The organism is Shewanella sp. 125m-7 (genome assembly GCF_052977045.1).
The window spans coordinates 1-23,822 of record NZ_JBRILQ010000058.1 but is presented as its reverse complement, the minus strand read 5'-3'; the positions used below and the strand labels follow the sequence as shown (position 1 = coordinate 23,822).

21 protein-coding genes and 1 tRNA gene are annotated in these 23,822 nt (G+C 43.5%); 15 read left to right on the top strand and 7 right to left on the bottom strand.

Going from position 1 to position 23,822, the window contains the following annotated elements:
- Positions 1 to 367: 367 nt before the first annotated feature.
- Positions 368 to 871, top strand: a complete 504-nt coding sequence (locus ACVBIL_RS19055; RefSeq protein ID WP_447168515.1) for a DUF4124 domain-containing protein — start codon at positions 368 to 370, stop codon at positions 869 to 871.
- Positions 872 to 929: 58 nt separating this feature from the next.
- Here the strand turns inward: ACVBIL_RS19055 and ACVBIL_RS19050 are convergent, their stop codons facing one another.
- The 4 genes from ACVBIL_RS19050 to rluD form a co-directional block, all read right to left on the bottom strand.
- Complete coding sequence (locus tag ACVBIL_RS19050) at positions 930 to 1,256, bottom strand: hypothetical protein (protein WP_447168514.1); 327 nt, start codon at positions 1,254 to 1,256, stop codon at positions 930 to 932.
- A gap of 281 nt (positions 1,257 to 1,537) precedes the next feature.
- On the bottom strand, positions 1,538 to 4,111 hold the full coding sequence (gene clpB / locus ACVBIL_RS19045) for an ATP-dependent chaperone ClpB (protein ID WP_447168513.1): 2,574 nt from the start codon (positions 4,109 to 4,111) through the stop codon (positions 1,538 to 1,540).
- A 216-nt stretch (positions 4,112 to 4,327) separates the two neighbouring features.
- Positions 4,328 to 5,074 carry a peptidoglycan editing factor PgeF gene (gene pgeF, locus ACVBIL_RS19040; RefSeq protein ID WP_447168512.1) on the bottom strand — a complete coding sequence of 249 codons (747 nt, stop codon included), beginning with the start codon at positions 5,072 to 5,074 and terminating at the stop codon, positions 4,328 to 4,330.
- The gene (gene rluD / locus ACVBIL_RS19035) at positions 5,071 to 6,045 is read right to left on the bottom strand and encodes a 23S rRNA pseudouridine(1911/1915/1917) synthase RluD (protein WP_447168511.1); all 975 of its coding nucleotides are present in this window, start codon (positions 6,043 to 6,045) and stop codon (positions 5,071 to 5,073) included. Before rluD ends, pgeF begins: the two co-directional genes overlap by 4 nt.
- 120 nt (positions 6,046 to 6,165) lie before the next feature.
- Between rluD and ACVBIL_RS19030 the strand changes: the two genes are divergently transcribed.
- On the top strand, positions 6,166 to 6,930 hold the full coding sequence (locus tag ACVBIL_RS19030; RefSeq protein ID WP_447168510.1) for an outer membrane protein assembly factor BamD: 765 nt from the start codon (positions 6,166 to 6,168) through the stop codon (positions 6,928 to 6,930).
- Between the two features lie 73 nt (positions 6,931 to 7,003).
- On the opposite strand, the gene ACVBIL_RS19025 is transcribed toward ACVBIL_RS19030, so the two are convergent.
- On the bottom strand, positions 7,004 to 9,211 hold the full coding sequence (locus ACVBIL_RS19025; RefSeq protein WP_447168509.1) for an efflux RND transporter permease subunit: 2,208 nt from the start codon (positions 9,209 to 9,211) through the stop codon (positions 7,004 to 7,006).
- A 225-nt stretch (positions 9,212 to 9,436) separates the two neighbouring features.
- Between ACVBIL_RS19025 and ACVBIL_RS19020 the strand changes: the two genes are divergently transcribed.
- The 5 genes from ACVBIL_RS19020 (at position 9,437) to ACVBIL_RS19000 (ending at position 12,957) form a co-directional block, all read left to right on the top strand.
- Positions 9,437 to 9,512, top strand: a tRNA-Phe gene (locus ACVBIL_RS19020).
- Between the two features lie 237 nt (positions 9,513 to 9,749).
- Positions 9,750 to 10,697 carry an ornithine cyclodeaminase family protein gene (locus ACVBIL_RS19015; protein WP_447168508.1) on the top strand — a complete coding sequence of 316 codons (948 nt, stop codon included), beginning with the start codon at positions 9,750 to 9,752 and terminating at the stop codon, positions 10,695 to 10,697.
- A gap of 232 nt (positions 10,698 to 10,929) precedes the next feature.
- Positions 10,930 to 11,481, top strand: a complete 552-nt coding sequence (locus ACVBIL_RS19010; RefSeq protein WP_447168516.1) for an RNA polymerase sigma factor — start codon at positions 10,930 to 10,932, stop codon at positions 11,479 to 11,481.
- Positions 11,474 to 12,019: a hypothetical protein gene (locus tag ACVBIL_RS19005; RefSeq protein WP_447168507.1), complete on the top strand. Its 546-nt coding sequence runs from the start codon at positions 11,474 to 11,476 to the stop codon at positions 12,017 to 12,019. The genes ACVBIL_RS19010 and ACVBIL_RS19005 overlap by 8 nt, the downstream gene beginning before the upstream one ends.
- Entirely contained in the window at positions 12,016 to 12,957 is a 942-nt protein-coding gene (locus ACVBIL_RS19000; protein ID WP_447168506.1) for a DUF4097 family beta strand repeat-containing protein, read from the top strand. Before ACVBIL_RS19005 ends, ACVBIL_RS19000 begins: the two co-directional genes overlap by 4 nt.
- Positions 12,958 to 13,257: 300 nt before the next feature.
- Here the strand turns inward: ACVBIL_RS19000 and rsuA are convergent, their stop codons facing one another.
- Entirely contained in the window at positions 13,258 to 13,950 is a 693-nt protein-coding gene (rsuA, locus tag ACVBIL_RS18995; protein WP_447168505.1) for a 16S rRNA pseudouridine(516) synthase RsuA, read from the bottom strand.
- 403 nt (positions 13,951 to 14,353) lie between these two features.
- On the opposite strand from rsuA, the gene ACVBIL_RS18990 reads away from it, so the two are divergent.
- The 4 genes from ACVBIL_RS18990 (at position 14,354) to ACVBIL_RS18975 (ending at position 18,745) form a co-directional block, all read left to right on the top strand.
- Positions 14,354 to 16,438, top strand: a complete 2,085-nt coding sequence (locus ACVBIL_RS18990; protein WP_447168504.1) for a M13 family metallopeptidase — start codon at positions 14,354 to 14,356, stop codon at positions 16,436 to 16,438.
- A 350-nt stretch (positions 16,439 to 16,788) separates the two neighbouring features.
- Entirely contained in the window at positions 16,789 to 17,577 is a 789-nt protein-coding gene (locus ACVBIL_RS18985; protein ID WP_447168503.1) for a RelA/SpoT domain-containing protein, read from the top strand.
- A gap of 177 nt (positions 17,578 to 17,754) precedes the next feature.
- Positions 17,755 to 18,159: an SMI1/KNR4 family protein gene (locus tag ACVBIL_RS18980; RefSeq protein ID WP_447168502.1), complete on the top strand. Its 405-nt coding sequence runs from the start codon at positions 17,755 to 17,757 to the stop codon at positions 18,157 to 18,159.
- An 85-nt stretch (positions 18,160 to 18,244) separates the two neighbouring features.
- On the top strand, positions 18,245 to 18,745 hold the full coding sequence (locus ACVBIL_RS18975) for a DUF4447 family protein (RefSeq protein WP_447168501.1): 501 nt from the start codon (positions 18,245 to 18,247) through the stop codon (positions 18,743 to 18,745).
- 296 nt (positions 18,746 to 19,041) lie between these two features.
- On the opposite strand, the gene ACVBIL_RS18970 is transcribed toward ACVBIL_RS18975, so the two are convergent.
- Positions 19,042 to 19,665: a glutathione S-transferase family protein gene (locus ACVBIL_RS18970; RefSeq protein WP_447168500.1), complete on the bottom strand. Its 624-nt coding sequence runs from the start codon at positions 19,663 to 19,665 to the stop codon at positions 19,042 to 19,044.
- Between the two features lie 341 nt (positions 19,666 to 20,006).
- On the opposite strand from ACVBIL_RS18970, the gene ACVBIL_RS18965 reads away from it, so the two are divergent.
- The 4 genes from ACVBIL_RS18965 to ACVBIL_RS18950 all read left to right on the top strand — a co-directional run bounded on the left by ACVBIL_RS18965 (position 20,007) and on the right by ACVBIL_RS18950 (position 23,696).
- On the top strand, positions 20,007 to 20,543 hold the full coding sequence (locus ACVBIL_RS18965) for a PH domain-containing protein (RefSeq protein ID WP_447168499.1): 537 nt from the start codon (positions 20,007 to 20,009) through the stop codon (positions 20,541 to 20,543).
- Positions 20,544 to 20,623: 80 nt separating this feature from the next.
- Positions 20,624 to 21,889, top strand: a complete 1,266-nt coding sequence (locus tag ACVBIL_RS18960) for an Nramp family divalent metal transporter (RefSeq protein ID WP_447168498.1) — start codon at positions 20,624 to 20,626, stop codon at positions 21,887 to 21,889.
- Between the two features lie 108 nt (positions 21,890 to 21,997).
- Positions 21,998 to 23,137 carry a serine hydrolase domain-containing protein gene (locus ACVBIL_RS18955; RefSeq protein ID WP_447168497.1) on the top strand — a complete coding sequence of 380 codons (1,140 nt, stop codon included), beginning with the start codon at positions 21,998 to 22,000 and terminating at the stop codon, positions 23,135 to 23,137.
- A gap of 85 nt (positions 23,138 to 23,222) precedes the next feature.
- Positions 23,223 to 23,696 (top strand): DUF1456 family protein, encoded by a 474-nt coding sequence (locus tag ACVBIL_RS18950; protein ID WP_447168496.1) that lies wholly within the window; start codon positions 23,223 to 23,225, stop codon positions 23,694 to 23,696.
- Positions 23,697 to 23,822 lie beyond the last annotated feature (126 nt).

The window sequence follows — 23,822 nt, the reverse complement described above, 5'->3', positions numbered from 1 at the left end:
CGTGTCAGTGGATGCGCATTATAGGGAGATTTGAGATCAGCGCAAGAGGGTTTATTAATTAAATTAGAATAACTGAACCAAGCGGCGACAAACCCGACACTTCGTTGAGAATTTAGACAGAACCACCCAAGATACCAACAAAATCCAGCCAATCTGTTACCGCGAACCCTCTGCCTGAACTCGCTTTTTCTCAAACTCGTGAATGTTATATCGAATTGTCTACAAGAACTTTCTACAAGAGCTATTCATAAGAACTTTGGTAGATATGCCTTTCCAGACTATGTTGGTATTAATAATGTATTCAAGCTAGCATGATGCATTATACAGGCTGTATTTTGGCTTAGTTCATTTTAACTAGGGATAGAAAATGATTAGAGTAACAAAAACGCTTATTTCTATAGTTAGCCGTTCCGCTTTAACTATTGTACTAGCGGGAACCTTTCTGACTTCTACTCTTTATATATTCAACGTGCAGGCCAGTGTTATCTATACGTGGGTCGATGACAATGGGGTGACACACTATAGTCAACAACCACCTGAGCCAACTCAATCAACGACTGAAACAGATAAGCTATATAGCGAAGATATTAACCCCAAACAAATTGGTACTGTCGCCCCTTTAGCTAAAGTGGCACAAAACAGTGGTCCATCGGATCTGGAGACAAATGCGGCTATGATAAAGCAAGCGGATAAAAAACAAGCCAAGCTTATCTGTAAAAATGCTCAGCATAGCCTTAATGTGTTAACCACTCACTCAAAGTTAAATAAAAAGAACAAAGACACCGGTGAAGTTGTCGCTATGACTGAAGAGCAAAGGCAAGCATCTATTACCGAACAGCGTGAAAGAGTTAAGCTCTTTTGTACAAAGTAGACAGCATTAAACAGAAACAGACTCAATCGAGTCTGTTTTCAGCTTCAAATATAGGTAGCTACTTTGTGGCTTGTAGATTATACATTGAATGCGGAATACCATCAGTACAGGCTTCTTGCCCTGCCGTCCAACCGTCATCAAATTGCGTTAAGCCATCCAGTGCTTTGTCTTTCTTTATTGAGTCATATAGCTCTGTCTGCTTTTTCGCTGTGACATAAGCATTCTTACAGCCACGGTAATAACCATAGTGATAAAGACTTTCATACGCTTTATTTCCTTCACCAATATAAGGCCCTGACACCGACTCTTTTTCATTAATCGAATTTGAAGAACAGCCAATCACACTTAACGAAATTAATGTAATAACGGCTAATTGTTTTTTCATAATGCTCAGCTCCGTGTCCATATCGAAAGACAAAAAATTCAAAATGCATGGTTCAACATTAACCCTGAGTATTATCCATTACTCAAATATTACCAATCTGGCTAAGTTAGATATTGAAAATAAATATGTTTAGCTCAAAAAACAGCCTTCACAGTTCAAATATACATTAACAATCACAACTTAACAGACTTTGTTGAAAGTTTTTCAAACAAAAAAGGCTTCAACTTATGTTGAAGCCTTTCACGCTATCATTGATAGTACAGTCGCTAATACTAATCCGACTACTGCTTAAAGACTAATGCGTCGCCTTCGACTGAAACCTTAATATCCTTACCGGGCAAAAGCTTTCCACTGAGGATTTGCTGTGCCAATGGATTTTCCACTTCTTGCTGTAAGGCACGCTTAAGCGGTCTTGCACCATAAACGGGATCAAATCCTGCTCTAGCAATCAAGGCCAAGGCTTCATCCGTCATATCAAGCCCATAGTCTTTATCTGCTAGACGTTTCTTTAGACCTTCGATTTGAATCGATGCAATATGAGCAATGTTTTTCTCATCTAACGGATGGAACACTACCGCTTCATCGATACGGTTCAAAAACTCGGGTCTGAAGTTCTGTATGACAACTTGCATCACATCTGATTTCATTTCGTCATAAGTTTGCGTACCAAAGCCCATCTGGATCAGATCAGAACCTAAGTTTGAGGTCATGATCACTACGGTATTTCTAAAATCTACCGTGCGCCCTTGTCCATCAGTCAAACGACCATCATCTAATACTTGCAATAAGATATTAAATACATCGGGATGCGCTTTCTCAACCTCATCAAGTAAAATAACCGAGTATGGCTTACGTCTGACGGCTTCTGTTAAGTAGCCGCCCTCTTCATAGCCAACATACCCTGGTGGGGCACCGACTAATCGCGATACCGAATGCTTTTCCATAAACTCAGACATATCGATTCGCACCAAAGCTGACTCGGTATCGAATAAAAACTTAGCCAGAGATTTACATAGCTCAGTTTTACCCACACCCGTTGGGCCTAAGAATAAGAATGAACCAATTGGACGATCGGGATCAGCGAGACCGGCGCGACTACGACGAATCGCATTAGATACTGAATTTACCGCTTCATTTTGACCAATCACACGCTCATGTAGCGCATCTTCCATCTTGAGTAATTTGTCTCGCTCACCTTCAAGCATCTTAGACACTGGAATACCGGTTGCCTTTGACAGCACTTCAGCGATCTCAACGTCTGTGACCTTATTACGTAGCAAGGTCATGTCTTGCATCTCTGCTTGTGAAGCTAAGTCCAGTTGCTTTTCAAGTTCTGGAATCCGTCCATACTGCAGCTCAGACATCCGCGTTAAGTCACCTGCACGCCTTGCGACCTCTAGATCCATTCGAGCTTGCTCAAGATCAGCTTTAATATGCTGAGTCCCTGCTAACGCGGCTTTTTCAGTCCGCCAAATTTCATTCAACTCAGCGGCTTTCTGTTCAACTTCTTTAAGTTCTGCGCGCAATACACCTAAGCGACGTAAACTCGCCTCGTCAGCTTCTTTACTCAGTGCTTGCTCTTCAAGTTTTAACTGAATAGCGCGGCGGTCAAGTCTATCTAATGATTCTGGCTTAGAGTCAATTTGAATACGAATACTTGATGCGGCTTCGTCAATGAGATCGATTGCCTTATCGGGCAGTTTACGATCCGAAATGTACCGATGTGACATGCTTGCCGCTGCAACAATCGCAGGATCGGTGATCTCTACATGATGATGCAATTCATAACGCTCTTTTAAACCACGCAAAATAGCAATGGTGTCTTCAACACTCGGCTCATCTACCAATACTTTTTGGAAACGACGCTCAAGTGCGGCATCTTTTTCAATATATTTTCTGTACTCATCTAATGTGGTCGCACCAACACAGTGAAGGTCGCCACGTGCCAATGCCGGTTTTAGCATGTTACCCGCATCCATCGCGCCATCTGACTTACCAGCGCCAACCATAGTATGCAACTCATCAATAAAGAGGATCACTTGCCCCTCTTCTTGAGATAACTCGTTAAGTACCGCTTTTAAACGTTCCTCAAACTCACCACGGTATTTAGCTCCCGCCACTAACGCGCCCATATCGAGTGACAATACACGCTTATTCTTGATGCCTTCAGGCACCTCATTATCAATGATCCGCTGTGCAAGCCCTTCAACAATAGCTGTTTTTCCGACGCCAGGCTCACCAATTAGTACAGGGTTGTTCTTACTACGACGCTGCAAAACTTGAATGGTACGACGAATTTCGTCATCACGACCAATCACAGGATCTAATTTACCCTGCTCTGCGCGTTCAGTCAGATCAACGGTGAACTTCTTCAGCGCTTGACGCTGATCTTCGGCGTTAGGATCGTCCACATTTTTCCCATTACGAATTTGATCAATTGTCGCTTCCATTAACTGCTTGGTTGCGCCCGATTGTTTCAGCGCTTGCGCTAAAGCATCGTTCCCTTCTAGAGCCGCCAATACAAACAACTCGCTAGAGATATATTTGTCTTTACGCTTCTGCGCTAACTTATCGCATAAGTTAAGTAAACGAACCAATGCCTGCGATAACTGTACATCTCCACCAGTGCCTTCGACTTGCGGTCTTTGCTCTAAATCTTTACTCAGTAAGCTACGTAGGCTACTAACTTGGATCCCAGCTTGTGTCAGTAGAGGGTGAATTGAACCACCATCTTGATTGAGTAGTGCCATCATCAGATGTGATGGTTCGATAAATTGATGATCTCGCCCCAGTGCCAACGACTGAGCATCCGAGATCGCCATCTGGAATTTATTAGTCATACGATCGAGTCGCATAAATCCTCCGATAACTCATTTTAATTTGGTAAATAAAAAGGCAACGAACATTGCGCATCTGCTTCGAGAAATTGCATAGGATGACATTATGACCATTGCAAAAAACGGTATAAATCCATTCACACTTCTATTCACATTAGAAAAAATGACTCCGCTATTAAGCTGAATCTTTGTTACTTAAAAGATGGGGACTATTTGAACAAAATCAAGTTTGATTTAGCGATTAAGCCAAATAAATGATGCCATACGGCCGGTAATGCCATCTCGGCGGTAGGAAAAAAAGGTATTTGCAGCTGTGACTGTGCAGCGTTTGTCGCAATAAATACGCTTAACACCTAATAGAGAGAGCCTAAAGCTAGCTAGCCCTTGAATATCTGCCATATATTTTTGCTGCCCTTGTGGGCAAATATGACCGATAAAAAACTGAGCTGTTTGTGGATGCTTCGCCTCAAATTGCGCTTTCACTTCAGCCCCTACTTCAAACGCAGTAGGCCCAATGGCAGGCCCTAAGTAAGCCATCAACTCACTGGGTTTATGGTTAAACCTATCGACTGTCGCTTCAATAATACCATCGCATAATCCGCGCCATCCAGCATGGACAGCTGCCACTTCGGTACCATTTTCATCACACAGCAATACAGGTAAGCAATCAGCCGTCATCACCACGCAGACTTGATCTAGGTTATCGGTATAACTCGCATCAGCATTATGGAGCTGAGAATTATCAGCATCAATAACATCTATGCTGTGAGTTTGTTCAAGCCAGGTAGGTTTTGCAGGAAGGTTTAGCTTTTGCTCAATGAGCAAACGATTGGCCAAGACCACTTTTGGATCATCACCAACATGCAACCCCAAATTGAGGCTGGAAAAAGGTGGTTGACTACAACCACCTTCTCTAGTAGAAAAAGCCAGGTTTACTCCAGAAGGAATAAACCAATCATGCTCTTCTATCTTACTTATCATAAATAAACTAAAGGATTTTCTTCAGTATCTTTACGTAACGCTCTAGTCAGCTTCACCATATCTTCAGGAACAGGCGCTTGCCAGCTCATGATTTCGCAGGTAAACGGGTGCGCTAGTTCAAGTCTTATTGCGTGCAGTGCTTGACGCTTAAAGCCCATATAAGTCTCGAAAAAGTCTGGCGCTGCACCTTTTGGTGGGCGTGGACGACCGGCGTAGACAGGATCACCAACCAATACATGACCAATATGTGCCATATGGACACGAATTTGGTGAGTACGGCCCGATTCCAAACGCAATCTCAGACGAGTATGAGCTCTGAACTTTTCGGCCACACGGTAATGCGTCATAGCAGGCTTGCCGTTATGAACAACCGCCATATGGGTACGCTTAGTCGGATGGCGATCGATAGGCTCATCGATTGTGCCACCAGAAATAATGGTGCCAGTAACAATCGCTTCATATTCACGTGTGATATCACGAGCTTGAAGTGCAGTAACTAAGTGTGTTTGTGCTTCAACCGTTTTAGCCACAACCATCAAACCGGTCGTGTCTTTATCTAAACGGTGCACAATACCCGCACGTGGCACTAACTCGATACCAGGACAATGATGCAACAAAGCATTCATTAACGTACCGTTTTGATTACCCGCGCCAGGGTGTACCACTAAACCCGCTTGCTTATTGATCACCAAAATATGATCATCTTCATATATGATATCTAAATCAATCGCTTCAGCTAGTGCTTTGGTCTCTTCTTCTAGAGTGGCACCAATAGTGATAACCTGGCCTTCTAGTACTTTGAATCTAGGCTTGTCAGAAACCTCACCATCAATAAAGACTGAACCGGCTAAAATCCATTCTTTAATACGTGTGCGCGAGTAGTCCGGGAACAAATCAGCCAAAGTTAGGTCTAATCTTTGCCCAGTTTGTGTTGCTGTTATCTCGCTTTTTAGATTAATCTCTTGTGTCATATGAACCGTACCCACTTTTCTGGGTCCAAAAATGTTTACTATCTGTTACAATCGGATTGTTTCTATTTTATCGTGAAATGGAAATTCTTAACAATAACTTTAAAAGAATTGAATTCAAGTATGCATAAAAAAATTGCCAAAAGTGTCGCTGTAGTCCTTATCACGCTAGCAGCCACGGCCTGTAGTAGTAAACAGGGCGAAGACCCTCAGATGACAAAAAGCTCTCCTGAAGTGCTTTATTCTCAAGCAAGAACCTCAATGGAACTCGGTAATTACAGCAAAGCTGTGCGTTCACTAGAAGCCTTGGATTCGCGCTTTCCATTTGGTCCGCACAAAACTCAAGTACAGCTTGATCTCATTTATGCTTATTACAAACTTGACGATCCAGCATCAGGTATTGCGAACATCGATCGTTTTATTCGCTTAAACCCAACACATAAAGATATTGATTATGTTTACTACATGCGCGGCCTAGTCAATATGCAGTCTGATCGATACATGTTTCACGATATGCTAAATATCGACCGTTCTGACCGCGACCCTAAAGCCGCACAAGATGCATTTAAAGATTTCGATAGACTGATTAAGTCATATCCAAACAGTAAGTATGCAGCAGATGCACAAAAACGCATGCAGCATCTAAAAAATAGATTGGCACTTTACTCGATCAAGGTAGCTGAATACTACATAAAAATGAATGCATGGAGTGCAGCAGCAGTACGTGCACAGTCAGTTTTAGAGACTTACCCTGGTACGCCATCAGCAGAAAAAGCATTAGAAATTATGTCAACTGCCTATGGTGAGCTTGGCCAAGAAAAGCTTAAAAATCATGCACTCATGGTGATGAAGGCTAATTTTCCGAACAATGAGTTAGTTGCTAACTAATTCCGTTGAACATGCATATTTGACGACGAATAAGGTCTCTTTTTGAGACCTTATTTTTTTGTTCAAAATTTGACTAATATCGTTCATTTCTTTTCAGTAACCAGCGCCGATAGAGTACCGGCAACATTAACACATCAAATCCCCAAGCAAAAATCACCACCAAGCATGACAATAAACTGAGCTGAGCGATAGGCGCAAAATCTGATAACAGCCCGATAGAAAAGCCTAAGCTAATCGTCAGTGTCGTAAAGCTAATAACGGGCAATACCTTGTATAAACTGTCCCATAGTGAAGTCACTGTGATCTCATTAGCGTCAGGCAGCTTTAACATCAAATGCAAGGTGTCATCGACGATAATCCCCAGCATCATGCCCAATACTAACGCCGCACCAAGGCTAATAAAGCCACCATTTATTTGCCAAAGTGCAAATACCCATAACAAAGGTAAAAAATTAAGTAGTAACCCCATAAAGCCAAATACTATCGAACGTTTTAATAGACTTAATAACATCGCTAAAGCAATCAATGCGACAGCAAAAGATGTCAGCATGTTATTGGCATTATCAACACTTAAGTGAGCAAACAACAGATTACTGCCAAGTGGTGGACTAACACTAACAGCGATTGCATTTTCAGTTAGCCAATCATCCACCTTTTGCTCAAAGGCGATCAGCTCTTTAGCAGTCAAGGGCTGTAAATATAGCGTCACCAAACTAGATTGTTTGTCTGCCGATAACTCACTTGCCAACCCTAATTCTGCCACCGTATTTGTTACCAATATCTGCTTAAATTGATTCTGACCAACACCAGCACTTTTAATCCAATCACCAATATGTTGAACCTTAATCACTTGTGGCTGCAACTTTAAAAAACGACTGAATTTATAGATAAAACTGATCTCTGTTTTATCTATCTGCTTAGGCTCAATATCTGTAACCACATAATGTTGAAGATTAATTCCAGAAAAGTGTTGCGCCATTTTCTGACTAGAAATCGCAAATGGGTTCGTTGGCTTGAAATAGCTCAATGGATCATCATTTAACGCCAATTTCGATACGCTTACCAAAGCAAGCGCACTAATGACAACAATTCCAAGCATCACTGCTAATGGTTGTTTGGCATTGAGCTTAGCAATCACAACGACCTTATCGAAGTTAAGCACACTCCGCTTAATAGCTTTTGCGTTATAACAATATTTAAGCGAGCCAGAACCGTTTGCATCGCTAGCGAAAAAAATCAGGCTAGTCAGAGTAAGCACATAATTACACAACACGGCAAACGCAACGAGTAAGCCAAAACTTTGAATGGGCGGTGAGGGACTAAGCATTAGCAGGCTGAAACCAAAGATAGTGGTAATACTCGAGTAAAACAGCGGCGCTTGATTCGCCTTAACCGTATGCCTTAACGCTTGTAGGTTTGTTTGGCCGCAACTCACCTGTTGTTGCCAGCCAAAATATAAGTGAGATGCATATGCCAACGCTAAGGTAACAATAATCACCGGCACAAAAGCACTAATAGCAGCAAGAGTTAACTTTAACCAGGCCGCCAAACCAACGGTGAGCATTAAGGTTATCAAGCTATTGATGCACAGCGCTAAAATCCACCGTTTTTGTCGTATAAATAACACCGCCATCAAAAAAATGATGCCTAACAATCCCGGGGCAAACCACCTCAAATCATGACTTAATACCTTGGCATACTGCCAATTAAGCGCATGAGTACCATTTAAATAGCTGTTAACACCTAAAGGTTGCCAATATGCACGACTGTCACTATCCACTTTTTGCAGTACATTCACTAACCACAAACTTTGGGAGTGAAACTCGTGAGCTCTATGATCACTTATCTGTAATTTCAGTAATAATGCGTGGCCGTCAGCTGATAACACAGTGGCCAAACGTGGATGAGTTTTATAAGTGAGTATTTTATCTTGTTTGGCTGTGCCCTGAACAAACTGGTTATAGCCTTGAATACTTGCAATATCTTGGTTGGCTTCAAGCCGATTAAGAAAATCAATTAATTGTGCTTGGGGCTCGCTATCGCGCCAATCTTGCTCTTTCTCTAACAATAGCCAGAGTTGGTCATGACGTTCAAACTTTTCCATCATGCTATTGAACGCAACAAAGCGAGGATCCGTTGGCGAAAAGTAATCGTTAAAGTTCACATCGAGATTGAGTCGATGAAACCCCATCACTGACAGCAGTAACAAGCCAGCAATAACCATAAACAAGGTTTTGGGATATCTCTGAACTCTCCAAATCAACTGCAATTGGTAGCCCAATCAATCTCTCCCTATATAAAGCGATGAATCATCCATAGCCGCTAACAGACGATTCCCCAACATCCACTCCGGCTACTGTTGCCAGTATCTTTTCAATCTTTATTTTCAATTATTGCTCACTTCTAAAGCTAAACGTCTAATTATTCAACGAGCAAGCAAAAAAAAACACTTATTTATAAAAATGAGTTGACTCAAAACGGTAAAAGCCTTTTAATGACGCCCGTTGCCCGAATAGCTCAGTCGGTAGAGCAGAGGATTGAAAATCCTCGTGTCCCTGGTTCGATTCCGGGTTCGGGCACCAATATTTAGTTTAGGTGTTGCAACAGCTAAACCAGCAACAAGGCAAATTAAGACCTTAAGTTGCTAAACTAAACCTCGCACTGCGAGGTTTTTTTATGCCTAAAATTTAGCATTCTATTGGTTTATCGTACTATGTGATTGATATTAGAAAGCCCCGAAATATAATGCAGCAACCAAAAGTTGATTGACTCAGGTAAAGCCTATAAATAGTATACAATATACTTAAATGGAGGTTGTCATGTTAGTCATCAATGCAGAATCAGTTCATCAGTCACTTAATTTCCCAGATCTAATCAATGCCCTAGATGAGACTTTCTCTCGCCCTGCAGGCATGCCACAACGTCAAGTATTTTGCCTAGATGAATCCGCAGGCCACAGTGATGCTTTTGCAGTATTACCCTCTTGGAATGACAAAGCGATTGCAGTAAAAGCCTTTACCTATTTTCCTGGCAACCCGCAAAAAGATCCAAAGCTTGCTAGCCTATATTCAAAAATTCTTGTCTTTAGTCGTGAAACTGGTGAGCCTCAGGCGCTGGTTGACGGCACTAGCGTCACCTTCTGGCGTACCGCTGCTATCTCAGCATTGGGAAGTCGCTACCTTTCACGTGAAAACTCAAGCAAACTGCTTGTTTGTGGCACCGGTAACTTAGCTTCCTTTATGGCACTCGCTCACGCCAGCGTGCGCCCTATTACTCAAATTACAATTTGGGGGCGTAGCGAAGAGAAGGCACGTAAAACCATTGAGCTTATTCGTAATAAACGTCCTGATATTGAAGTTATGCTGTGTACTGACTTAGAGCAAAGCGTACGCGAAGCCGATATCATTAGCTGTGCTACTGGGAGCCCAACGCCACTATTTGATGGTGATTGGGTACAAGCTGGTACTCATACCGATTTTGTGGGTAACCATAACCATGATAGACGCGAGTTCGATACCCAATTAATCGTCAAGTCTTCGGTATTTGTGGATTCAAAAATCAACGTATTTGCAGAGGCAGGTGAATTACTGCTTCCTATCGAAGAAGGCGTATTCACCCTTGACGACGTTAAAGGTGAGCTTGGCCAGCTCTGTACTGCGCAAATTAAAGGCCGCACCAGCACTGATGAAATCACCATCTTCAAGACAGTAGGTACAGCGCTAGCCGATCTTGTTGGCGCACAGCTAGTATTCTCAAAACTAAGCTAAAGCGCCAAATAGGCTTAATCTGTTGTTCGATATTAAAGAGAAGTACATCTGGCTTCTCTTTTTTATTGCCCTAAATAGGGCTCAACGCCTTGAATGACAAAGGCCGTTAACCACTCATCCTCAGCGACTTCAAAATAATTTTTATTGCATTTAAACCTTTTTAGCTGTTGGTTATGTCTTATTAGTAACGTAAGCGCACAAGGAAAGTTGAGTGACGGTACAAATACAGGCAATGAAGCCAAGGCTGCTTCTCGAGCCTGAACTTATCGATAGGGCCAAGCTAGGTGATAAATTCGCTTTTAAGCAGCTTTATCAGCTGCACCACCAGCGCGTGTATGCACTTTGCTTAAGGATCACTGGTCAAGTGTCATTGGCAGAGGAAGCGACCCAGGACTGCTTTGTCAGGCTTTGGCAGAAGCTGCCCCAGTTTCGTGGCGAGAGTCAATTCACGACCTGGCTTCATAGCCTGAGTGTGAATCAGGCCCTATCTAGCATGAAAAAGCACCGTTCTTTTTGGTCGCGATTTGTCAGCAGCGATATTGATGTGCAGAGCGTCAGCGATGAGTATGAAGACTTAGATAAGATTTTGCTCAAGTTGCCAGAACGAGCGCGAATCGTCTTCGTCCTCCACGCCTTAGAAGGTTATAAACACGAAGAAGTGGCTCAACTGATGGGCATTGCTCCCGGCACAAGCAAGGCACAATACCACAGGGCGCAGAAGTTACTTGAAGCACTAATAGACCAAGACCAAGACCAAATAGATAATGGAGGCCGCAATGAATGATGCTAACGCTAAACTCATACAGCTAATTAATCAGGCTCCTAAACAGATCGCGCCACAAAAAGAGTTGTGGAATGACATTGAGAAACAGCTCGATAAACCTGAATTTCAGCAGACTCAACCTCAGCGCCAACAAACGCCGGCATTTAAGCGCCTCGCTATCGCCAGTATGGTCTTGCTCATAGGCCTATTAGGCATGAATATTTGGCAACAAAATGGTGAGCTATCAACATCTATAGGGCCATCATCACTATTAGCCACCCTAGCCGACATAAAACTGCAGCATCAACTACAGGTCATTCAGTTAAGCCAGCAACCGCACCTGGCCAACTGGCAAGCCTCCGAACTAGGATTGCCGCTAGAAAAAGGTATCGAGCAACTTAGAAAAGCTGCAGAGCAGATCTATCAAGCGCTACAACAAACACCCCACGACAAGGAACTGTGGCAGCTATGGCTATGGACTCAAGAAAAAGAGATTGAGCTATTACAGCAAGGTCAAACGCTACCCGTTAACCCATTACCTCAAGGAGCATTAATATGAAACCAACACTCATCACTACGCTAATGGCTAGCGCTGTTTTATTTACTAATATGACTATCGCAGGAGAAGCGATTGAGCAGCAACAAGCTGTTCAAGCAAATCCAGCTGTAAAAGTAAAAGTGCAACGTGGTAGCGTCACATTTAAGTCTTGGGATAAAAATGAAATCGCAATAAAAGGCACTTTAGACGAACTCAGTGAAGGCTTCGTATTCTCAATCAAAGGTAATAGTGTCACCATCGAAGATAAGATGCCGCGCCAATATAATGGTAAAAATAAAGACGGCTCTGATTTAGTTATCACACTACCAAAGCAACTTATGCTTGAGGCTGAAAGCGTCTCGGCAAACTACACCCTAAATGCCTTAGTTGGCAAGCTTGAGGTAAGCTCTGTCAGCGGCAATATCAAGGCTAACGACTTACATGAAAAAAGTCTGCTACAAACCATATCCGGCGATATTTTTACACGTAATTTAATGGGGAATACTCAGCTTAAAACCGTATCAGGAGACATCAAAGATAGCCAAAGTAGTGGATCACTAGACTATCAACTCGTCAGTGGTGAGCTCAGTGTAGACACCAAGGCCAGCAAGGTTTCAGTAGAAACGGTCTCAGGTGATGCCACTTTAGCCTTGGATAATATCGACTCATTGAATATCAAAACCGTTAGCGGCGATGTAGACATATCGCTGACAGCGTTAACTCGTCGGGCTAAACTTGGCAGCGTCAGTGGTGATATGAGTATTACACTCCTAGATATCGCCAATATCAGTTTCGATATCAACGGCGGCCCCGGCGGCAAGATCAGCAACAAATTAACTGACGACAAGATCACTAAAGAAAAGTATTCGCCGCAATCCTACCTAAAATTCCAAACGGGTGATGGCCGCGCAGATCTCAGCGTGTCGACGATTAGTGGCAAAATTGAATTACTGAAATAGCCTCTAAATCACAGTTGAAAGCAATGCTTTAACACCTTAATGTAATACCATGAATAAAAGCAGCTGAGATATTATTAACGCTGCTTTTATACTTTTCGAGCACCGGTTTTACGACCTAAAAAGTGCCAGATAGTGATGATGTTACCTTTTTGATTTATCATCACATGGATACACACATGAGGATTTCAAGGCTAGTCTAAGAACACCTGATGACTACCAACATCCGCGAGCTGGCAGCCACAAGTCCCCTTATACGGAGATACTGAATATTTTGTGCAATTAATCTTACTCAGCAATGCCTTACTTAACCGATTTAATCTCAGCATCGGTAAGGAAACGCCATTCACCCAGTTCAAGCTCGACATCTAACTCTATAGCGCCAACACTTTCGCGGTGAAGTTTAGTCACTTTATTACCAACGGCTGCAAGCATACGCTTAACCTGATGATACTTACCTTCAGTAATCGTTAAGCGCGCTTGATTAGCACCTAAAATCTCAAGTACAGCAGGTTTAGTCAGGCCATCTTCATTGTTAAGCTGCAAACCGTCGTTGAACTGCTGCACTAAATCTTCAGTGAGTGGCTCAGCGGTTTCTAATAAGTAACGCTTACCGCACTCTTTCTTAGGAGAGGTGATCTTATGCGACCACTGACCATCGGTAGTGATCAGTACTAGGCCCGTAGTATCCGCATCAAGACGCCCAGCAATGTGTAAGTCTTCAGGGCGAATAACATCCAGCAGGCTTATCACCGATGGATACTCTTCATCAATGGTTGAGCAAATCGTATCAACAGGTTTGTTAAGCATGATAAAGCGCGGACCAATGATGGTTAACACTTCACCGTCAAGACGGATCTCATGTTCATCGGTAACTTTAAAGCCCGAGTTTTTAACCACTTCGCCATTACAAGTCACATCACCACGATGTAGGGCTTTTTTAGCAGAAACACGAGAGTGTGAAGTCGATTCACAAATAAATTTATCTAAACGCACAGGCAGAACTCAGCTTATATAACCATAATGGTCGACATTATGAGGCCAGCGCCGCCAAAGGGCAAAGTTTTGCTTAAATCAACAGTCACTCAACGCTTATCACTGCAAGGACTTCAGCATGAGAAGGCTAGCTTATAGACCTAGATCCTAGTGCAAAGCTGATACGCTAAATCTTTGTACTCAGGCTATTTGATAAAAAGCACTTTAATTTCAAGCGAGGAAACCTTTTCTTACACATGTTTACCCAATTATCCACATAAGTTTACAGAGCGGGCTTGTTCGTTATACGCTAAAAACCTTAACATACGTAACTCAATGTAATTCATGCTGGCTTGATAAAAGCGTGAGTGCTGAGCTTACTTCTAAAAAACAACAAATTGATGGTATAGATTAAGGAAGAAACATGAAAAAAGTACTCGTTGGGGGCTTATGCGCTTCTCTTATCGTTGGCCTCAGTGCCTGTAATAGCGAACCTGCTGACATTAAAGCACCAGAGGTAAGCAAAACAGAAACCGCAGCAGCCGTTGAAAAAGCCCTGACCTCAGGTATCGACTTTGCCAATTTTGACAAATCAGTACGTCCACAAGATGACTTCTACTCATATGTAAACGGCGCTTGGGTGAAAGATACCGTCATTCCAAGCGATCGCACCAGTACCGGCGCATTTTATGACCTGCGTGAAAAGTCACGTGATGATGTAAAAGTGATTATCGAAGAAGTGGCAGCCACGCCAAATCTTGCAGCCGGTAGCGATGAACAAAAGGTTGCCGACTTATATAACTCATTTATGGATGTCGAAACCCTAAATAAGCTCGGCGTCAGCCCAATTCAGAGTGAACTTGAAACCGTTAATGCCATTAAGTCAAAAGATGATCTAGTGACTTACTTTGCTCGCAGCCAAATTAACGGTAGCGGTACACCGATGGCATTTTATATCAACGTCGATGCCAAAGACTCAAGCCGTTACGCCACTCATATCTGGCAATATGGTTTAAGCTTGCCAGAAAAAGATTACTACCTAAACCAAGACGAGCGCTTTGTTAATATTCGTAAAGCATATCTTGAGCACATCGAAAAAATGTACACCTTAGCTGGCCTACCCAATCCAAAAGCCAGTGCTGAAGCGATTCTTGCACTTGAAACCGAGATAGCTAAAAAGCACTGGGACGTGGTTGAAACCCGTGACAGCACTAAGACGTATAACAAGTACCAAGTTAAAGACTTAGCTACATTGGCACCAGACATTAACTGGGACGGCTACTTGGCAACACTTGGCGCCGATAAGCAAGCTGACATCATTATCAATCAGCCTAGCTATATCCAAGGTCTAAATGAAGTCATTAAAGACACCGATCTAGAAACCTGGAAAACCTACATGCAGTGGCAAGTGCTGACTCACGCAGCAAGCAGCCTAAGTGAAGCTATCGATACAGAAAACTTCGAGTTTTTTGCTAAAACGCTTAACGGCCAGCAAGAGCAGCAACCACGTTGGAAGCGCGGTGTGTCGTCGGTCAATGGTCTACTCGGTGAAGTGGTTGGTAAGGTGTACGTTAAGCGCCACTTTAAACCTGAAGCGAAAGAGCGCATGCAAGTGCTGGTTGAAAATCTACGTGGCGCCTATGGCAATAGCATTGAGTCGCTAGAGTGGATGAGCGCAGACACGAAAGTCGCAGCCAAAGATAAGCTGGCTAAATTTGACCCAAAGATTGGTTATCCAGACCGCTGGGAAGATTACAGCAAGCTGACTATCAAAGCTGACGATTTATATGGCAACAACCTGCGCGCAAGCAAGCTTAGCCATGAAAAAGAGCTAGAAAAACTAGGCAGCCCAATCCGCAAGTGGGAATGGCATATGACACCTCAAACCGTCAATGCTTACTACAATCCAACCATGAACGAAATCGTATTCCCTGCTGCAATTCTACAGCCACCATTCTTTAATATGGAAGCCGATGACGCAGTAAACTACGGTGGTATTGGTGCGGTTATCGGTCACGAAATGGGCCACGGTTTTGACGACCAAGGTGCTAAGTTTGACGGCGAAGGTAACATGCGTGATTGGTGGACAGAGCAAGACTTAACTGAGTTTTCAGCTCGTGGTAAGGCGCTTGTTGACCAATACAATGACTACGCTGTATTTGACGATCTCAACGTTAACGGTGAGCTGACTCTTGGCGAAAACATTGGTGACCTTTCTGGTGTCACTATCGCGTACCGCGCTTATAAAAAGTCGCTTAACGGTAAAGAAGCCCCGGTGATTGATGGCCTAACGGGCGATCAGCGTTTCTTCATTGGTTTCAGCCAAATTTGGCGCGCCAAAATCAAAGAGGAATCTATGCGTAACCGCGTAGCAACTGACCCACATTCACCAGCACAGTTCCGTGCTCTAGGTGCCCTATCTAACATGCCTGAGTTCTACAGCACTTACGATGTTAAGCCAACTGATGCGATGTACATTGCACCAGATAAGCGGGTAAAAATCTGGTAGTCAAACTGTAGGTCCGAGGTTCTAGGAAATGCCAAGAAAGGTCCTAGGAAAGCAAGAGGCGTGTGGCTGTTGTAGGTCGGGCTTTAGCCCGTCAAGCTCCTGCTTCTGCTTTTCCTAGCAAGACCATTCTAGGTTCTAGGTTCTAGGTTCTAGGTTCTAGGTCCTAGGTCCTAGGTCCTTAAAATAAAAAACGAAAAAGCCGTTGATGTCTCATTTCATCAACGGCTTTTTGTTTATTGTTACTTTTCAGAAGCGACAGCTCACACTATGAACAAATGTTAATTTGTCATTCAGCATAGCTTAAGCATTTGCCAGTTAGATTATGGGTACAGCCACAAACTAGGACTGCTATGAACCGGATATTACGGACGTTTTTCATCTTCTTATTGTTATTGTCGACCCGTTCAGCTTTTGCTCATAGTGTCGACCATGAGCAAAGTAATACCAAAGATAACGGTAGTTACGCCGCCAAACAGAGCTTTTCAACAAACCTCGATGGACTCACCGCCATTCAGTCTGTGCAGTACCAAGTGCCTAGGCAAACCAGCGCTGATCTCGATACCCTCTATAGCCAAGCCAATAGTGCCCAGCAAGAGTTAACTCAACTACTGGCCATGATCACCACCCAGTCGCAAACTCAATCAGTTTTGGCCGATATTAAAAGTCGTGATAGAGCCGAAGCCAAGGTACAAAACAAGCTAAATAACGATGCCAGTCAACTCACCGATATCGTCAGAGCAAGCATCGTCAGCAATGATATTCATAACTTAATGCAGGCTTTCGCATTACTAAAATCTGACAGTCAACTGATTCAAGTTAAAAACCGCTTTTCCACCCCAAAAGAATCTGGCTACCGTGACCTTAACTTACTGGTTAAATTACCCAAATCACAGATGATTGCCGAAGTGCAGCTACACCTTGCCGATATTGCCGAGATTAAAAGCGGTGCTGAACATAATGTCTACGAGCAAGTGCAATCTATTCAAGCGTCAGCAACTCAGCAGCAACGTAGTTTAAGCGAGAATGAAACGGCTAAAATCACTCAGCTGCGTCAAGAGTCTCACAAGCTGTACCACAAAGCATGGCTTAGATATAAGCGTAGCGACCAAGCGAATATTATTACTGTCGCAGCGGCGTAAAACACACACAAGATCATCCAATACTGGGTTCATGAATATGAGCCCTTTAAATTCGGTATTAAACAAAATAACAGCCCTGCCCAAAGCAGATTAAATTACCCTATCAGCCTGCACTTCTAAGTAATTTGCGGTTATACTCTCGCCCAATACTCCATATCCCGAACACCCCAAGAACTTATGAACGATATCATTGAGCAATTGCAAGAGATGAGTGAAACGGTACCTGTACCGTTAGAGCTAGCGACATTTGAACAAATTGTTGAAGTGGAAGAAGAAATTCTTATACCGCTACCAATGGAGCTGAAAGAATACTTACTCTACGCCAGTGATGTGATTTGCGGCAGCCTAGAGCCTGTTACAGCAAGTGATCCTCATTCACATACTTACCTGTCAGAAGTGACCTCTTACGCCTGGTCGATCGGCTTACCGCGTGAGTTTGTTCCTATTTGTCAGCAAGGCGATAATTTCTTCTTTATTAGCCAAGAAGGTCAAATTCAGCTGTGGCAAGATGGTGAGATTGACGAAGAAGAAACCTGGGAGTCTTTTTGGGATTGGGCCGAAGATGTCTGGATGCGCAGCTAATCTTTGCTCGCCAAAGATAACTCTGTAGCCGATGCGCGCATTACAAATTAGTGCACCGGTGCGACAAAATTACTAAGGAAACAAGATGTCTAAACAACTCGGTTTAAATGCCATTGAAATGCAGTACCTTCGTCACTCTTTAGCGCTAACCACAGCCCAAGTTGCTGAAATTGGTAAAGTGACAGAAGCCGATGTGATTGCCTGGGAAGCCGGCGAAAAACCGGCTCATATGCCTGTACAAAAGAAGCTAATTGAAATCGATGAAGCAATCGAAATGCAAGTGCTTAACACTTGCGATGGCATTGAAGAGCTATTCAAGGCTGAGCCAAAGCGCACATTAAGCTTTGTAGTATACCCAACTCAAGCCTTGTACGCTCAGTATAACCCTGAGTTTTTAGGTACCTTGCCACTAGCAGAGCTATATAACACCTCAGCATGGCGCATCAAAAAAGAATGCCAGCTAATGCTCGAAGTTGACGTAGTACTAGTGCCGTTAGAGTTTGAATCTTATAAAGCATTTCGCGAAAAAGAAGGCTTGAAAGAAAGCCGCGAAAATCGCGCGAAATGGGCTAAGGCACAGTTGTAAGCTTTAGAACCTAGGTACTAGGAAAGGCAAAGAAAGGTCCTAGGTCCTAGGAAATGCAAAAGGCAAAAACGATGAAAGCCGAGACGGATAAAGCCGGTTAAAAGCTGTGAACAACAGTGTTTGTTGTAGGTCGGGCTTTAGCCCGTCACGCTGTTGCTTTTCCTAGCAGGACGAAGTCCACCCTCGAAGCGAAGCGTTCTAGGTCCTAGGTCCTAGGTCCTACATTAAGAAAAGCATCCACTTTATTCTATATAATGGATGCTTTTTTTGTGCTTAATTTTTAGTTTAAGCAGGGGTTAAGCTGCGCCGGCTTCCTCTTTCGCTAAGCCTTTAGCCATCGCAGGACGTGCGGTGAGTCGATCGCGATAGGCAGCAAGCTTTGGCGGAATATCTTGCTCAAACCGCGTCGCCCACAATAAGGTGTGCCCAAGTAAAATATCGGCAACACTTAGCTTATTCCCCAGTAAGAATTCACTGTCTGGCAGCCATTTTTCAGCTATCGCAGCGGCTTTATCAAATTCCCATTTGGCCACTGGTAACATCTCGGCTAAGCGCTGCGCCTCTGGTAAGGCAAACTTATGCTTACCCATGGTCCATAGTGGCTGCTCAAGCTCGCTGATAATAAAGCTGACCCACTTATGGTGTAGCCCTGACTCATGGCTGCCCGCTAACGGCAATAACTTACCCTCGCCATATGTTTCTGCTAAATAGAGTGCGATTGCTGCCGATTCAGTTAATGCAAAACCATCGTCCTCTATGGCGGGGACTTTGCCGCAGGGGTTCACGGCTAAAAATGTGGGGTCTCGACCATCGCCGTTTGCAAAATTAATATGTCGATACTGCCAGTCTAATCCTAACTCTTCTAACGTCCATGACACTCTTAAAGAGCGGCTACGTGGGATCCCATATAACTTTATCATTTTGTATTTCCTTAGGATTAATACACAGTAGTAACAATTCACACCAATAGGCACATGGGTTATAACCTACTCTTGTGAATAAAAAATAGAAACCACCACTTTGTTTCAAACTGCGTCAAACGTTCAAGCAGCTTATAAAAATCAACCAGTAAAATACGTTAAAAAAATATAGCTTCAAATTTAGCGTCAGTTTGCTTAAGTTAGTTTGCAGGAGTTAGTTTGCAGGAGTTAGTTTGCAGGAGTTAGTTGGAATTAATTTTCTTAAGCTAAGCACTCGTATACGAAAGCGCTTATCTATACTGTAATTGGACGTGAACGGTAGCAAAATTAAGGGAAGAATAATGCAAAGTAATCAAGAGAGAACCATCAAACATGCGGCCTTTGCTAGCAATTTAGGCGAGTATTGGCTCGCCCCCTTTGCAATTATATTGACTTTGTCTATTGTAGGTATTCCGCTACTGCTACTGTGGTTCCCCATCGGCAGTTTCTTTACTCGCCGTTATATCAATAATATGAGCACCGAGCTAACCGACAGAAAACTGATTGTGCGTAAAGGCATATTCACTCGTACTGAAAATAGTGTACCGCTGGATAAAATCACCGATATGGCGCTCATTCAGGGACCATTGATGCGAGTATTCAAATTGCATAAGCTCAGCATAGAAACTGCAGGGCAATCAGGTTCTGGAGCACTACTCAATCTGACCGGTATTATCCATGCAGCTGATTTTCGAAGCCAAGTCTTGGCGCAAAAAGAGAAGCTCACTCAGCTTGAAGCAAGCACTGCACAAGGTGAAAATAATGAGCACAATATCGTTGAACTACTTCAACAGATCTCTGATACCCTCAAACGCATTGAAATTAACAATAAGCCGTGATGAGTCAGTCGATTTAACCGCCTGTATTAAGGCTCACGGAACGACGCCCTCGATCTCTTATAATAAAAAAGTCATTAAATATGAGTAATAGCAACACCTCTTCAATAACTAAGCCGACATTTAACTCCACCGCGCTATTAAGCGCCATGGGGCCAGGTCTGTTAATGGCCGCGGCAGCCATTGGCGCATCGCATTTAGTCGCATCAACCCGTGCAGGTGCTGAATTTGGCTGGCAGCTAGCCTGGGTAATATTGGCTGTAAACTTACTCAAATACCCATTTTTTGCCGCAGGAGCACGATACACCAGCGCCACAGGTGAGAATTTATTACAAGGCTACTTAAGGCAAGGCCGAAACTATCTACTGGTATTTACTGCGCTCAATACCATCGCGGCTATCGCCAGTACAGCGGGAGTTGCTATGCTAACCGCCGCCATGCTGACTCAATTTGTCCCTTTATCTATTGATGTTCTAGCGCTACTAGTATTGGCCTCCAGCCTTGCGATACTGATTTTTGGCCACTACGCCCTGCTCGATAAAATGACCAAGGTGATTATGTTAGCGTTAACGGTCACCACCTTGATTGCCGTTGCTCTGGCCTTTAATGCACCCGCAATTGTTAACCCAGATTTTATTGCCCACTCACCTTGGCAATGGGCGCATATCGGATTTCTCGTCGCCATGATGGGCTGGATGCCAGCGCCGATTGAAGTCAGCGCATGGAACTCACTTTGGTTAATCGAAAAGCAGAAACTATCACCAGTGAGTAAGCAACAAGCCCTGTTTGACTTTAACTTTGGCTACATAATAACGGCGCTACTCGCCATAGTCTTTCTCGCCCTTGGCACCTTAGTCATGTATGGCAGTGGCGAGCAATTTTCGGCATCCGGCGCTAAGTTTGCCAGCCAATTAATCAACCTTTATAGCCAAGTGATGGGCAATGAAAGTCGCTATCTTATCGGCGCCGTCGCATTGCTATGCATTTTCAGCACCACAGTAACGGTAATAGATGGTTATAGTCGTACCCTAAATATGGGCTGGCAACTGCTTAGCAAAAGCCAAGATAGCGATAAGCGGCTTACTGTGGTTATGTTGCTAGTCAGTGCTCTTGGTTTATTTATCATATTGTTTTTTAAAGGGGCTCTACTTCCTTTGCTGGAATTTGTTATGATCCTCGCCTTTATGACAACGGTCGTTTTTGCTTGGCTTAACTATAAGTTGATGATCAGCACAGCACTGTTACCAGCAGACAGGTATGGTAGCGCCATGAGAGTGCTCTCATGGCTAGGCTTAACTTACTTAGTAAGCTTTGCCCTGCTCTTTATCTATTGGATGCTAACAAAATAACGTACACGGACACCTACACCTAAAATGCACCTAATAACAAAAACACTTATAGGCACAGTCGTGGTTGGCTGCTGCCTTTGGGCAGCAAACAAAGCCAGTGCGAATCGAATGGCCAGCAGCGACATCGCCAAACAATTACCAACCCTTATCGCACAAAATGAGCGCCCGTTTAGCGGCATCATCATGCTCAAGCGTGATAATCAGCCGATATTTACCTATATCTCGGGTGATGATGTTGAAATTAACTCAAGCTTTGTCATTGCCTCTTTATCTAAGCAAGTTACCGCTGCGTTGATCCTAAAAGCGGTGGATGAAGGCTTAATCGAACTAGAGAAAAGTGTCAGCGCCTACTTATCAGAAGACACTAACCAGACCCAACACTATATCCCCCCGAGCATCACAGTGTCGCAGTTACTGAGCCACACATCGGGGCTGGTCAATATTGGTGAAGCGCCGCTATTTAAACCTGGTAGTCAGTTTCAATATTCTAACTATGGTTACGCGCTTTTAGGTGAATTGCTGGAAACCGTTTACCAAAAGCCGATTTATCAACTGATTAACCAGCTCAATGAACAAACTAAGCTAGATGGCCTGTATGCCCAAACGGGAGGTATTAGTAGTATTCAAGCTAAACACCCAAGTTTGATCCTTGGCCAAGTCGAAGAGCTAGACCAAACTAGCGATGGTAAAAGCAGTGCCCACTACACTCAAGTCGATTTAAACATCGATAATAAATTGGTGGCTTTTGGTGGCATGATTGCCTCGGCAGAAGCGTACAGTCAGTTTCAGCATGCCCTGTATAGTGGTAATTTGATCACTGCCAACAGCCTTGAGTTAATGACTTCCCCCCGAGCGACCCGCAATCACAGATGGGGCGTCTTAGAATACGGCTACGGCATTCAAATTAGCCGAGACGAGCAGTTAGTCGAATACAGTCACAGCGGTTATTTGCCCGGCTATGTCAGCCTTGCCGTTTACTACCCTAAGTCAAAAGTGAGTCTAGTCATCTTTGAAAACACTTCGTGGGACCTGAGCAATAGCAAAAGGACCTTTGGTTTACATGACAAAATTCGTAACAGCATTCGCAGTAAACTGATTGCACTTGAAAACCGTCCCATCGAAAAACTCTATCAAGCCGGTGTCTCAGCGGTAGAGAATGTCTTAACCGCAGAGCGAAAGTCTGAGCCAGAAGCAAAGCCTCAGCCTGGCGCCAAAACACAAAACTCATTGCCTGAGGCCGCAGAGTAATTGCTATTCAAGAGTTAACTTCTGCTATAATAACCGCCGATGATCGCGCAGCCGCGCGATCCCATAGCTAAAAGAAATCAAACTTATGATTAACAATGATATTTTACGTAAAGTTCGCTACATCCTCGACTTAAGCAATGCAAAAATGATCCGCATTTTTGCTAAAGCTAAGCACGAAGTAACCCAAGAGCAGATCATCGACATGCTAAAAAAAGAGCATGAAGAAGGTTATACGCCTTGTAATGACACCAATATGTGTCGTTTCTTGGATGGTTTAGTGATCTACAAGCGCGGCCTAAAGCCTGGCGCAGAAGTACCTGAGCCATTATCGCAACTGACCAACAACCTTATCTTTAAAAAGTTAAGAGTGGCATTTGAGTTACGCGAAGAAGATATCATTGAAGCGTTAGAGCTTGCTGAGTTCAACATGACTAAGTCAGAACTAGGCGCACTATTTAGAAAGCCTGGACACAAGCACTACAAGCCATGTGGTGACCAAGTGCTGCGTAACTTCTTAATGGGTTTATCGCTAAAGCACCGTCCAGAAAACGCAGAGTAATAGAGTAATAGTTACGTTCACTCGTAATCAGAAAAGCACTGCCAATGGCGGTAATGCTATTCGGATAAGCACTACTGTTTATATTTAAGTGGGTAGCGGCTGGGTATATAGAGCACTGAACGTGGA